The 12,872-nt window shown below is 68.4% G+C and carries 12 protein-coding genes and 1 tRNA gene; 3 read left to right on the forward strand and 10 right to left on the reverse strand.

Annotated features, from left to right (window positions below):
* Positions 1-67: 67 nt before the first annotated feature.
* Positions 68-2,044 carry an ABC1 kinase family protein gene (locus tag ACFY5D_RS03025; RefSeq protein ID WP_387524853.1) on the forward strand — a complete coding sequence of 659 codons (1,977 nt, stop codon included), beginning with the start codon at positions 68-70 and terminating at the stop codon, positions 2,042-2,044.
* A 31-nt stretch (positions 2,045-2,075) separates the two neighbouring features.
* Here the strand turns inward: ACFY5D_RS03025 and arfB are convergent, their stop codons facing one another.
* On the reverse strand, positions 2,076-2,498 hold the full coding sequence (gene arfB, locus ACFY5D_RS03030) for an alternative ribosome rescue aminoacyl-tRNA hydrolase ArfB (protein WP_387524856.1): 423 nt from the start codon (positions 2,496-2,498) through the stop codon (positions 2,076-2,078).
* Positions 2,499-2,644: 146 nt separating this feature from the next.
* Here arfB and ACFY5D_RS03035 point away from each other — a divergent pair, with 146 nt between their 5' ends.
* Positions 2,645-4,018 (forward strand): FAD-binding oxidoreductase, encoded by a 1,374-nt coding sequence (locus tag ACFY5D_RS03035; protein WP_387524858.1) that lies wholly within the window; start codon positions 2,645-2,647, stop codon positions 4,016-4,018.
* Between the two features lie 27 nt (positions 4,019-4,045).
* Here the strand turns inward: ACFY5D_RS03035 and ACFY5D_RS03040 are convergent, their stop codons facing one another.
* Positions 4,046-4,840: a DNA polymerase beta superfamily protein gene (locus ACFY5D_RS03040; RefSeq protein WP_387524861.1), complete on the reverse strand. Its 795-nt coding sequence runs from the start codon at positions 4,838-4,840 to the stop codon at positions 4,046-4,048.
* Between the two features lie 53 nt (positions 4,841-4,893).
* A complete protein-coding gene (locus ACFY5D_RS03045; protein WP_387524863.1) occupies positions 4,894-5,598 on the reverse strand; it encodes a TetR/AcrR family transcriptional regulator in 705 nt (234 codons plus the stop codon).
* Between the two features lie 132 nt (positions 5,599-5,730).
* Between ACFY5D_RS03045 and ACFY5D_RS03050 the strand changes: the two genes are divergently transcribed.
* A complete protein-coding gene (locus ACFY5D_RS03050) occupies positions 5,731-6,663 on the forward strand; it encodes an NAD-dependent epimerase/dehydratase family protein (RefSeq protein WP_387524866.1) in 933 nt (310 codons plus the stop codon).
* Positions 6,664-6,682: 19 nt separating this feature from the next.
* On the opposite strand, the gene ACFY5D_RS03055 is transcribed toward ACFY5D_RS03050, so the two are convergent.
* The 7 genes from ACFY5D_RS03055 to ACFY5D_RS03085 all read right to left on the reverse strand — a co-directional run bounded on the left by ACFY5D_RS03055 (position 6,683) and on the right by ACFY5D_RS03085 (position 12,862).
* Entirely contained in the window at positions 6,683-7,993 is a 1,311-nt protein-coding gene (locus tag ACFY5D_RS03055) for a serine hydrolase domain-containing protein (protein WP_387524869.1), read from the reverse strand.
* 244 nt (positions 7,994-8,237) lie between these two features.
* Positions 8,238-8,310 (reverse strand) — tRNA-Ala (locus ACFY5D_RS03060).
* Between the two features lie 73 nt (positions 8,311-8,383).
* On the reverse strand, positions 8,384-8,797 hold the full coding sequence (rsfS, locus tag ACFY5D_RS03065) for a ribosome silencing factor (protein WP_387524872.1): 414 nt from the start codon (positions 8,795-8,797) through the stop codon (positions 8,384-8,386).
* A 42-nt stretch (positions 8,798-8,839) separates the two neighbouring features.
* A complete protein-coding gene (locus ACFY5D_RS03070; protein WP_387524875.1) occupies positions 8,840-10,576 on the reverse strand; it encodes a hypothetical protein in 1,737 nt (578 codons plus the stop codon).
* Positions 10,577-10,588: 12 nt separating this feature from the next.
* Positions 10,589-11,227, reverse strand: a complete 639-nt coding sequence (gene nadD, locus ACFY5D_RS03075) for a nicotinate-nucleotide adenylyltransferase (protein ID WP_387527540.1) — start codon at positions 11,225-11,227, stop codon at positions 10,589-10,591.
* Positions 11,220-11,441, reverse strand: coding sequence for a hypothetical protein (locus tag ACFY5D_RS03080; protein WP_387524877.1), 222 nt, complete (start codon positions 11,439-11,441; stop codon positions 11,220-11,222). Before ACFY5D_RS03080 ends, nadD begins: the two co-directional genes overlap by 8 nt.
* A 101-nt stretch (positions 11,442-11,542) precedes the next feature.
* Positions 11,543-12,862, reverse strand: a complete 1,320-nt coding sequence (locus tag ACFY5D_RS03085; protein ID WP_387524878.1) for a glutamate-5-semialdehyde dehydrogenase — start codon at positions 12,860-12,862, stop codon at positions 11,543-11,545.
* Positions 12,863-12,872 lie beyond the last annotated feature (10 nt).

Genomic DNA, 12,872 nt, shown 5'->3' on the forward strand with positions numbered 1-12,872 from the left:
TAAAGTGTCAGCTAGGCGACATGGGCTGGCGCGCGAAGCCTTCCCGGGCCTGTCACAAGGGGTTTCCATGGAATTTGCAGACATACTCGGCCGCATCCTGTTCGCGTCCGTCGTCGCCGTCATCTACATCGTCGTCCTGGCGATGTTTGTCCGGCGCCTGCTGGGCGTGACCGTCGGCTTGGGCCGCATCATCATTGCGGGCCTGCTGGGATTGGGTGCGGAGGTCGGCTTCGAGTCCCGGTTCGTGTGGAAGGACGCCGAGGCCGGGATCTCCCTGCTGCCGGTGCAGATTGGCATCGTGCTGATCGTCGCGACCATGTTCCTGGTGGTCGCCGAGCTCGTCGTCCCCACCGGCACCATCGTGCGGCCCGACAAGTGGATCGCATCGCTTCGGGCGCGGATTGCACGGACCCGCAGGTACACCGAGGTCACGCGCATTGCCCTGTCCCACGGGCTCCTCCCGGCCAAGCGTCCCAGCAAGGGCAGCAACCCCGCGGCTGCGGCGGAACGCGCGGCCAGCGGCAAGTCGCTCCGCCTGGCGCTCCAGGATTCCGGCGTGACATTCGTCAAATTCGGGCAGGTGCTTTCCACCCGGGCCGAACTCCTTCCGGCCGAATACATCACCGAGCTTTCCAAGCTGCAACAATCCGTCCCGCCGGAACCCTGGGACAACGTCCAGGCCATGGTCGAGAAGGAGCTCGGCGAGGACGTGGATTCCGCGTTTGCCGAGTTCGACACGACGCCGCTGGCCGCGGCCTCGATCGGGCAGGTCCACCGCGCGCGGCTGCATTCCGGGCAGGCGGTGGCCGTCAAGATCCAGCGCCCGGGCATCGTGCCGCTGGTCGAGCGGGACCTGGACATCACCGTCCGCATGGCGTCGACCCTTGAGAGGTCCACCGCCTGGGGCCGCTCGCTCGGGCTCGTCGAGGTAGCGGAGGGGTTCGCCGACGCCCTGCGCGAGGAGCTCGACTACGAGATCGAGGCCATGAACATCACGGCGCTGCGCACCACGCAGCTCAAGCACCCCGAATCCGAGCGGGTGGAAATCCCCCTGCACTACCCGGAGCTCAGCACCCGGCGCATCCTCGTCATGCAGATGGTGGACGGAGACACGCTCAGCTCCCCGGGCACCATCGAAAGCCACCCGATCGAGGAACGCCGGCTCCAGGCCGTCGCGCTCTTCCGCTCCCTGATGCACCAGATCATGGACGACGGCGTCTTCCACGCCGACCTGCACCCCGGGAACATCGTGCTGCAGCCCGACGGCCGCATCATGCTGCTGGACTTCGGATCGGTCGGGCGGCTGGACGCGGAACTGCGACAGCTTGTCTCCGAGGTGCTGCTGGCCTTCTACCGCGGCGATTCGCGGGCCATCGGCGATGCGCTTCTGGGCATGGCGACGCTCCCCGAGGATTTCGACGAGGCCGCCCTGCGCCGGGAACTCAGCCGCTTCATGTCCCGGTACATGGGCCCGGGAGCGGCCGTCAAGGCGGAGGTCTTCACCCAGCTCGTGACCATGTTGGCCAAACACCGCATCACGGTCCCGCCCGAGCTGGCCGGGGCATTCAGGGCCGTCGCGGTCCTGGAGGGAACCCTCCGCCTGCTCGACCCCGATTTCGACCTCATCGCCGCGGCACGCGAGTACGGCGAGGCCCGCGTCCGCTCGGTGTTCCGCCCCAGCTCGCTGGCCGAGGCGCTGAACAACGAGGTGATGACCCTGCTGCCGCTGCTCAAGCGGCTGCCGCGCCGGCTCGACCAGATTTCCGGCGACCTCGAGGCGGGCCGGCTGGGCTTCAACATGCGCCTGCTGGCAAACCCCCAGGACCGGCACATGGTCCGCTCCATGGTCCACGAGGTCATCCTGACCTTCCTGGCCGGCGTCACCGGCATCATGGCCACCATGCTGCTGGTCAGCACTGGCGGCCCGATGGTCACGACCAACCTGACGCTCTACCAGCTCTTCGGCTACACCCTGATCGGGGTGGCCGCGGTGCTGTCCCTCAAGGTGGTCTTCGACATCTTCCGGCGCCGCCGCGGCGAGTAGCGGCCGGCCAGCAGGATTCGGTCGGCGGGCGCTACTCGTGCTGAGGCCGTTGCCGCTGCTTCTTGGTTTCCGACCGCCGCCCCTTGGCCGAAAGGCGCCGCTTCACCGATCCGCGGGTGGGCTTGGTCGCCCGGCGCCGGGGCCCATCGGGCGCAAGCCCGGCCGCCACGAGTCCTGCGAGCTTGGCCAGCGCCGTCTCCCGGTTGCGCAGCTGGGAACGCTGCTCGGAGGAATCCACGGTCAGCACCCCGGAAACGAGCCTGGATTCCAGCCGGGCCAGCAGCCGCTCCCGCTGCGCCACGGAGAGCACGGAGGACCGCGCAACGTCCCAGAAGAGTTCGACGCGGCTGTCGGAGGTGTTCACGTGCTGGCCGCCCGGGCCCGACGAACGCGAAAAGCGCCAGCCAAGCTCAGCGGCCGGAATTGTGAGCGCCGGTGACACCTCGAGATCCATCCATCAAGCATCCCACGCCGGGCCCGCTGACGATGCGCCGCGCCACCGGGCCCGGCTGATTCGCGCGTCGGAAACCCGGCATCGAAACCCATAGGCGTACGCCTTCTGGTGGGCTACCTTGAGTGGTGAACGGAAGGGAACCAGCCATGAGTCAACCCACCGATTTCGATGCGGAGGGCCTGCGCGCCAAACTTGACGGGTCCGTGCTTGTCCCGGGCGATGCCGGCTTTGAGGCGGCCTGCCTCGGCTTCAACCTCGCCCACGCATTCAGGCCGGATGTCGCAGTCCTGGCCGGCTCGACCCGTGACGTGATGGCCGCGGTGCGCCACGCCAACGAGGCGGACCTTTCCGTCCATGTGCAGTCGACCGGGCACGGCTACCCGCACCAGGACCACGGCGGGATGCTGATCAACACCTCCGGCATGCAGTCGCTGGCGCTGGATCCGCAGCAACGCAGCGCGCGGGTGGGCGCCGGCGTGCGGTGGACACGCGTCATCGAGGAAGCCGCGCCCCACGGGCTAGCCCCGCTCAACGGCTCGTCCCCCGACGTCGGGGTCGTCGGCTACACCCTCGGCGGCGGCATGGGACCCATGGGCCGGACCTTCGGCTTCGCCGCGGACCAGGTCCGCGGGATCCAGCTCGTCACGGCCGACGGGTCGCTCGTGGAGGTGAACGCCGAGTCCGAGCCCGAACTCTTCTGGGCCCTGCGCGGGGGCAAGTGCGCCGTCGGCATCGTCACCGAACTCGAGTTCGACCTGGTCTCCGTGCCCCGTGTCTACGGCGGCGCGATCTTCTTTGCCGGATCCGACGCGCCAGCCATCATGCATGCCTACGGCGCCTGGGTCCAGGAACTGCCGGAGTCCACCACCGCGTCCATCGCCCTGCTCAGGTTGCCTGACGACGAGCAGATCCCCGAGCCGCTGCGCGGAAAGCTCTCCGTCCACCTGCGCTTTGTCCATGTCGGCGACGAAACGGCCGGGGCCGCGCTGCTGGAACCGATGCGCCGGGCGGGCACCCCGCTCGTGGACCTGGTGGGCATGATGTCCTACACGGCCATCGCCTCGGTCCACCAGGACCCGACCGACCCCATGCCGGTGTGGGAAGGCTCGATGCTGCTGAGCGGCCTGGACGCCGCGGCCATCGACGCGCTGCTGGGAGCAGCGGGGCCGGATCACGACGTTCCGCTCATCATGGCCGAGATCCGCCACCTGGGCGGCGCACTGTCCCGCGGCCCGGAGCACGAAAACGCCGTCGGTGGACGCGACGCGGCGTTCTCCATGCTGGTCGTCGGACCCTACCCGCCGCCACTCATGGGCGCCGTGGAGGCCGCGGGAAATGCCGTTCTCGAGGCCATGAAACCCTGGGCCCACGGCGGATCGCAGATCAACTTCCAGGGCTTTGCCGGAACGCCGGAGGCCGTACGCAAGGCCTGGGCCGAACCGACGGTGGAACGGCTGCGCGCCCTCAAGACCGCATGGGACCCCGAGTGCCGCTTCAGCTTCGGGTACTCGATGGACTGAGGCACGCCCGGGATTGCATGCCAGCAACTACAAGATCAGCGTCCTGAAGAATTCGTCGACCCTGGCCGTTTTCCACGCCTCGATGGTTGCGCTCGCGTTTTCGTACGCCTCGTGCGCCGCCGCGAACTCGGACAGGACGAAGGACGCGAGGGGCTCGGGGAAACGTCCCTCCCCGAGCTCGCGGGTCACGGCCTTCACCGCCAGGAGCTCGTCGGTTTCGCGCATCACCGCCTCGGGCACCTCGCCTTCCCGCAGCAGCGTCGCCAGGTCCATCGGCGCCACCGCGGAGCCCGGATGCGTGCGCAGCCAGCGCAGCGCGGCCGCCGGGCGCAACGCGTAGAAGACCTTTTTGAGCGGGACGGTCTCCGATTCCAGGTCCCATTGGTTCCGTCCCACATGGAGATAGTGCCTGCCCACGCGCGCCGGGTCGATGACCTCGGACGCCAGGTCGAGCAGTCCGTCCCGGAAACCGACGTCGCCCCGGTACACGATCGGTGACGTCAACCACTCGACGACCGTCGCATTGCCCTTGAGCAGCAGGCGCAGTGCTTTGGCGACGTCCCACCCGTTCACGTCAAAGACCTTGTCCAGCGGCGTCTCGATGACGTCCCGGAGGGGCCACAGGCCCAGGTAGTCGTTGGCCGAGCGCAGGTAGAGAAAACGGCAGTCGTAGTCGCTGTCCGGGGAGGGGAATCCCCAGGCGCGGCTGCCGCTTTCCACGGCCCAGGAAACCGCGACGCGTTCGTCAGCTGCAACCCGTTCCAGGCGTGCATCTATTTCGGCGACCACCGATCGATCGAGGGTGTCTGGGACATTTCGCATGTCAACACCCTAACGCACGACCTCCTGGCCCCGGCCACGCATGAACGGGTCCGTCAGCCGCCGAGCCCGAGGTTGGCGGCCAGGTCCCGGACCGTCAGTTCAAAGAGTTCGGCCGGGTCGCCCAGCGTGTTGGGACCGTACTGCCCGAACACCTCGAAGCTGACGGCGCCGAACAGGCCGGACCACGCGCCCAGCCCGCGGGCGACAAGCCACCCCGGGGACGCGAGCGAGTATTCGGCCCTCAGAGACTCGACGTCCGCCGCCAGGCCCGGCGACAGGTCCGTGGCGCGATCCCGCACTTCGATCCCGCCGGCCTCCCAGGCGTCCTCGACGATCCCCATGAGCCGCACGACCACCCGGGTTCCGGCCGGGACGGTCTGCCCGGGGGGCGCGTGGTACCCGGGAACGGGCGTGCCGAAAAGCAGCCCGTAGCGCGCCGGTTCGGCGATCGCCCAGCCACGCACGGCCCTCGCCAGCACGGCGAACCTCTCGCCGTGCGAGGCCGGCGCGTGCTCCAGGGCGGCATCCACCGCGTCGCCCAGGTCCGTGTAGGCCTCGACCACCAGCAGCGTCAGCAGCTCGTCCCGGCTTGCAACATATCTATAGACGGCCGAGGACACGATACCCAGGTCCTTGGCCACGGCGCGCAGGGACAGCGCGGCGGCTCCCTGGCTGGCCAGTTGTTCGCGGCCGAGCCGCATGATTTCGGCCATGGTGCGCTCGCGGGCCAGTTCACGAGGGGTCCTTGTTGCTTGCATGAACCCATCCCACACCACGATCGTGAGCACCGTCAACTTTAGTGAGCAGCGCTCTTGACTCGACCGCCGATGGACGCCTAGCATTTTTGTGAGAGCACCGCTCTCACAATCCCAACCAGGAGGCTCCACGCCATGTCCAACCACTACCTCGTCACCGGCTCCGGTCCCGTCGGAACCACCGTCGCGCTCGCCCTGGCCAACAACGGCCACAGCGTGGTGCTGGCGACCCGTTCCGGCGGCGGCCCCGAGCACCCCGCCATCCGCAGGATGCGCGCCGACGCCCTCGACCCCGCCCAGGTGGCCGCCGCCATGGCCGGTGCCACCGCGGTGTTCCACTGCATCCACGCCGCCTACTCCGCCCGGGCCTGGGCCGAGACGCTCCCCCGCGCCGAGGAACTGGTCCTGGCCGCGGCCGGCGACCGGGGGATCCCGGTGCTCTTTCCCGAAAGCCTGTACTCCTACTCGAACCCCGAGCGACCCATGGCGGAGAACTCTCCGCGCAACGCGGCGGGCGGCAAGCGCGGGGTGCGCACGGCCCTGCTGAACGCCCGCGCGGCCTCCGGGACCCACACCGTCTCGGTGGTGGCCTCCGACTTCTACGGCCCCCACGTGGAGAACGCCCACGCCGGGGCCCGCATGCTGGAATCCGTCTTCGCCGGCCGGCGGCTGCTGGCGGTCGGCAACCCGGCCCAGCCGCATTCCTTCACCTACATGCCAGACCTCGCCGCAGCCATGGTCCGGGCCGCGGAACGTGAAGACCTCTGGAACACCGTGCTCCACGCGCCCACTGCCCAGCCGTCCAGCCAGCGGGCCATGGCGGAGGCCTACGCCGCAGCGGCCGACCGTCCCGCGCCGAAGGTCACCGGGATGTCCGGCGGAATCCTGCGGGCCATCGGGCTGGTGCACCCCGCAACGCGCGAGCTTGCCGAAATGGCGTACCAGTTCGACAACCCCTTCATGATGGACTCCACCCGGAGCGAGTCCCTGCTCGGGCTCTCCCCCACCCCGCTGGCCGACGGCGCACGCGCCACGGTGGACTGGTGGCGGGAAACGCACCCGGCGTGATCCGGATCCCCGACTTCATCTAGCCGGACGGGGTCGGCGACCCGCTCTCGGGCGCGGCCGGGTTCCCGCCGGGGACCTCGGAGGCACCGTAAAGCGTCGAGATGATCTCCTTCGCCACCAACACCGCGGCGTTTTGCCCGTCGACCGGCGAGGCCGAAAGGTTGGTGCCCACGATGATGGTGTCATCCGTCTTGTTGTTGTAGACCATGAACGACGAGTACCCGGGAAGCTGTCCGTCGTGACCCAGGATGCCGGGCGCGAACTCGGCGATCCCCAGCCCGTACCCGACGCCGTTCGGCTGGCCCTCGACGACGGGCCGGATGCTGTCCATCCGCAGCTTCTGCGTCTTCGCATCGAGCAGGCCGCCGGTGACCAGCGCCTTGACGTACACCGCCAGGTCGTTGGGCGTGGAGATGGCCCCGCCGGCGGTCCAGGCCCACGAGGGGTTCGCGTCGGTGTAGTTCAGCGGCTTGAGGGTGCCGTCGAGCGCGGCCGGCAGGTCGGCGGCGGGAACCGCGTAGGAATCGACGGTCTCCTCGTTGGTGCCGAACTGGTATCCCTGCGCATGGGGCAGCGGCAGCGCGGAGTCCGTGTTCACCGGCAGCGTGGTGTTCTTGAGCCCGAGCGGCTCGAAGATCCGCTTCTTGAACGCCTCGGAGGCGCTCATCCCAGTGAGCTGCTCGATGACCACCCCGAGCAGCACGATGTTGGTGTTGCAATAGTCGTACTTCTGGCCCGGCGGGAAGTTCGCCGGGTGCTTGAAGGCGATCGCCAGCAGCTCGTCGGGCGTCCAGGCCTTCTGCGGGTCCGCATCGAGCGTCGCGTTGAGGCCCTTGTCGAACGTGTAGCTGAAAAGCCCGCTGCGCATCTCGGAGAGCTGGGCGATCGTGATGTTCTTGCCGTTGGGCACGTCGGGCCTGAACTTGGAGATGGGGTCGTCCAGCTTGAGCTTGCCCTCCTGCACGAGCTGCAGGATGACCGTCGAGGTCATGGTCTTGGTGTTGCTGCCGACCCGCAGGAAATCGTTGAGAGACATCGGCACCTGCTTGCCGATCTCGGCGGTGCCGAAGGTGCCCGACCAGTCCCCGCGCGTGGGCGACTTGATCATCACCACCATCCCGGGGATGGCGTTGGCCTTCATCACCGCGGGAAGCTGCTGCTGCAGTGTCATGGCGTATGCCGGCACCTGCGCGCCCCCGCCCGTGGGGGTGGCCATTTCGCTGGTGCCGACCATGCCGCCGGCGGGTCCAGCGGGCCCTCCCGACGAGCAGCCCGAGACTGCGATCAACGCACCGGCCACAACAACCGCGATCCTTGCATTTTTCATCATGCACCGCACCCAGTTTCCTGATTCGGTTCGATCCTGTCCGCAGGTTCCCGCCGCCGGCGTGCTTGCCGTCCGGCGCCATGCGGTTACGCTCCACAGGATAGCAACGGTCCAACACACCGGACCATGCAGCAGGCGGTTGAATTTGCGCCCCGGTTCGCGGCCCGTCGTGCCCGAATTCCGGAGCCCTCGGCCGGAACACGAAAAAACCCGCCGGATCACAATGATCCAGCGGGTTTTCCTTCGGTGGAGGTAAGGGGATTCGAACCCCTGACCTTCTGCATGCCATGCAGACGCGCTACCAACTGCGCCATACCCCCGAATGGGAGCCACCCTCGCGGGCAACTCATCCATCATAGGTCACGACAATTGCGTGACGCAAATCGAGGAGTCCTAGAGGACGTCCGGGAGGGTTGCGATGTGCGACATGTCGGTTGCCGGCTCGCCGGTGGTCGGCAGCTCGATCAACGGGCAGTCGCCCCAGAGGCGCTCGAGCGCGTAGAAGACGCGGTCCTCGTTGTGCTGCACGTGGATGACGACATCCACGTAGTCCAGGAGCACCCAGCGGCCCGCGCCGCGGCCTTCGCGGCGCACCGGGCGGATCTCGAAGAGCTCGTCGAGCTTGTCCTCGATCTCGTCGACGATCGAGTTGACCTGGCGCTCGGAGGAAGCCGAGGCGATCAGGAAGGCGTCGGTGACGCCGAGGCGCTCGCTGACGTCGAGTGCGATGAGGTTTTCGGCCTGCTTGTCTGCGGCGGCGAGGGCTGCGGCCTTCACCAGGTTGATGGAATGTTCGTGGGCGCTCATGGGATTCTCCTTGAGTGTTGGGTTGCGGCCGCTGAGGGCGCGCTAGTTGGAGTTGAGGATCATGATGAGGCCGGCAACGAGCGCCGCGCCTCCAACGGACAAGGCCGCGATGACCATCAGGTACATGTTGTTGGCACGGCGCATTCCGGCGGTCTGCGCGTCAAGCGGTTCCAGGCCCTGCGCGCGAACGGCACGCACGGGCGGGTGGGAAACGCGTGGCTCAACGTCGGCGGCACCGTGTGCCTCCGCCAGCGGCGGGGCCTTCGGTGTCGCTCGTGCCGCGGCCGCGGGCTTGCCCGTGGCCATCGGCTTGGCAGGTGCGAAGGCCCCGGGCTTTGCCGGTGCCGCTCCTGCTCGTGCTGCTGCAGCAGCGGGGTTTGCTCCCAGTGACTTGGACTCACGGGAAGCTGCCTGGGCCGGAGTAGCAGCCGCAGACTTTTCAGCAGGTTTGGCCGCGGGCGCTGGCGCACCCGAAGCCGAAGTCTTGGTTCGTGCGGACGACGCGCCCGGGGCATCGACGATGGTCCCCTGGTCCGTCATCGAAATGTGGAAACCGCGCGTTTCGGGGCCGGAGATGCCGGTGTTGACCAGCTTCTTTTCGATGTCCTCGTCGCGCAGCATGTTCATGGAACCGGTGAACGGGTCCGATCGGCGCTGGCCGGCGCGCTGCGAGTTCGATTCCTCGAGGCGCTGGCGCTCGGCGGCACGGCGGCTGATGATGGCCGCCCGCGCGGCAAGTTCGCGCTGCTGGGCCAGGACCTCGAGATCCACGTCGCCGAGGTCCTCGGCCGGCTGGATCAGCGCGGGGTCGACCGGTGCGGCCCCGCCGGATCGGCGGCGCAGCGCCAGGGCATCCTCGACGCTCATTTGCGGCGTGGCTGCGGCGGGCTTCGACGGCACCGGATCCTTGGCCGCGGCAGGCTTTGCGGCTACGGGCTTTTCCGCGGCCGGCTTGCCCGGGGCGGGCTTGGCAGCGGGAGGCGCCGGGGCGTTGTCGGCAACGGGTGCCTCGTCGACCCTTTCTTCCACCAGGGTGTTGCCCGCGGCGGCGCCAAGGGTCTGCAGGCGCATTTGCTTGCGGGTCAGCGGGGCCGGGTCGTCCCCGGGGGACGGTTCCTTGGCGGAAAGCTCGGAGACTTCCTGTTCCAGGCGACGCCTGGTGCGCAGGGCCTCGCGGTCGCGGGCGCGCTGCAGGGAGGTGCGTTCCGCGCGCTGCGGCACGGCGTCGACTTCTCCCCCGGTGGCGCGGCGGCTGCTCGCAACCTCGGCGATCACGGCCGGGGCCGCAGCGGCGGGAGCGGCCTTTGCAGGCTCGGTCTTTGCCGGTTCAACCTTGGCGGGTTCCACCTTGGCAGGAGCGGCCTTTGCCGGTTCCACCTTGGCAGGAGCGGCCTTTGCCGGTTCCACCTTTGCGGCGGGTGCGGGAACGACTGCGGGAACAACCTTGGCCGGTGTTTCCTTGGCCGCGGCGGCGGGCTTCGGGGCCTGCGCGGCCGCAGGTGCGGGGGCCGGCTTGGAAGCCGCGGGCTTGGCGGGGGCCGGAGCCACGGGAGCCGGGGCGGCCGAGGGCCGTGCTTCCCCGGGCTGGCCCGCGCGCGGCTTTGCGGAGGGTGCGGGAACGGAAGGCTTGACGACCACCGGTTTCCCGATCGGTTCGGCAGCCTTCGGCTCCTTGCCTTCCGCCTGGAGGGCAAGCTGGGCTTCGGCCTCGGCACGGCGCTGCTCACGCAGGGCTCGCCTGCTGAGCGCGGGCCCGGTCTCGTCGCTCATCTTGTCCATTTCCCGGCCGTCCTACTTCTGGCCGTTTACTGCGTAGTTCTTGTCGTTGTAAAGCTTGTACTTGCCGATGTACTGGACCACGCCGTCCGGCACCAAGTACCACACCGGATGGTGCGTGCGAACGCGTTCGCGGCAATCCGTGGAAGAGATCGCCATCGCCGGCACCTCCATGAGGGAGATGTCGTTCCGGTCCAGCACCGGAAGCTCATGCCCGGGCCGCGTCACTCCGACGAAGTGTGCAAGCGTCCAGAGTTCCTCGGCGTCTTTCCAGCTCAGGATCCTCGCCATGGCGTCGGCGCCGGTGATGAAGAACAGCTCGGCATCCGGGCGCTGGGCGCGCAGGTCGCGCAGCGTATCGATCGTGTAGGTCGGCCCCGGACGGTCGATGTCCACCCGGCTGACCGTGAACCGCGGGTTGGCCGCCGTGGCGATCACTGTCATCAGGTAACGGTGCTCGGCCTCGGCGACCTCGCGGTCCGACTTCTGCCAGGGCGTGCCCGTGGGCACGAACACGACTTCGTCCAGGTCGAACACCGAGGCGACCTCGCTGGCGGCAACCAGGTGGCCGTGGTGGATCGGATCGAACGTGCCGCCCATGACGCCTAGGCGAAATGGGCGGTCCGTGCGCTCGGCCTCGAGACGGCTAGTGATGGCCGTGCTTGTTGGCGTGCTGGCGGTGCGTGTCGTCGGTCTCGGCCTTGACCTCGTGGCGGTTGCCGACGTTGGTGTAGGACATGGTGATCAGCAGCATCAGCATGAAGACCAGGAAGATGCCGCCGCCGATGATCAGGGCCATGGTCTCGGTCGGGATGCCCTCGGCCGATTCGGAAGCAAGGATCGCCGCGTTCAGGGACTGGGTAAACATGTTTCTCCAGGATGTTGTGTGCCGGATTCGCTGCGAACGCACGACACGGTGTTCAAACTATTTGTCTCTTTACCTTCTATCGTACCCACCTTGGCGCGTGGCTACGAACGAACATGCCCATCACCTTGGACAATCCACTTGGTGGTTGTCAGTTCGCGCAGGCCCATGGGACCGCGCGCGTGCATTTTCTGGGTGGAGATCCCGACCTCGGCGCCGAGGCCCAATTGCCCGCCATCGGTGAACCGGGTGGAGGCGTTGACGATCACGGCGGCCGAATCGACCTCGGCAATGAAGCGCTCGGCGTGGGCCAGGTTGTTGGTCAGGATCGCCTCGGTGTGCCCGGTGGTGTGGCGGCGAATGTGGCTAATGGCACCATCGAGGTCGTCGACGACGGCAACGGCCAGGTCCATGTCCATGTACTCGGTGTCCCAGTCCGCGTCCACGGCCGGGATCGTCGGGGTGGATCCAGCCAGTGCCGCGGCGCGCGCGTCGACGTGCAGGCGCACCCCGGACTTCGCAAGCGCGGCAAGCACCTGGCCTGCGGCCTGCGACTTGGCGTTGATCAGCAGCGTCTCCACGGTGTTGCAGACCGAGGGGCGCTGGGTCTTGGCGTTGAGCAGGATCGGCACCGCCATCTTGGCGTCGGCCGATTCGTCCAGGTAGATGTGCACGTTGCCCTCGCCGGTCTCGATGACCGGGACGCTGGCGGTGGTGACCACGCGCTGGATCAGTTCGCGGCCGCCGCGCGGGATCAACACGTCGATCTTGCCGCGGGCGCCCATCATGGCGTCGGCCCCGTCGCGCCCGTAGGCGTCGACCGAGGCGACGGCGTCGGCGGGCAGCCCCACCGATTCCAGGGCGTCGCGGATCAGGGCCAGCAGCGCCCGGTTTGATTCGGCGGCGGCCGTTCCGCCGCGCAGCAGCACGGCGTTGCCGCTCTTGAGCGCCAGGCCCGCGATGTCCACGGTCACGTTGGGCCGGGCCTCGTAGATGGCGCCGATGACGCCCATGGGCACGTGCACCTGGCGCAGGCGCAGGCCGTTGGGGAGGGTCTGGCCGCGCAGCACGGTGCCCACCGGATCTGGCAGGCCGGCAAGTTCCTGGAGGGCGGCGATCAGCCCGTCGACGCGCTTGTTGTCGAGCTTGAGGCGGTCCAGCATGGCTTCGGAAGTGCCGTTGGCGCGGCCGGCCGCGATGTCCTTGGCATTTGCCGCGATGATGCGGGCTCGCTTCTCGTCAAGCGCCGCGGCGATCGCCAGGAGCCCGCGGTCCTTCCAGTTCCGGTCCGCGCGGGCCAGCACGCGGGAGGCGGTACGGGCGCGGTCGGCCATGGCGGCCACCGCTGCGACGGCGTCCTGAGGGCCGCCGGCCGCCGCAGTCTCGTCGCTAAGATTCAGGGATGCATTGACTATCTGACTCATGCATATCAGT

It is taken from the genome of Paeniglutamicibacter sp. NPDC012692 (assembly GCF_042901625.1).
Classification (GTDB): Bacteria; Actinomycetota; Actinomycetes; order Actinomycetales; family Micrococcaceae; genus Paeniglutamicibacter.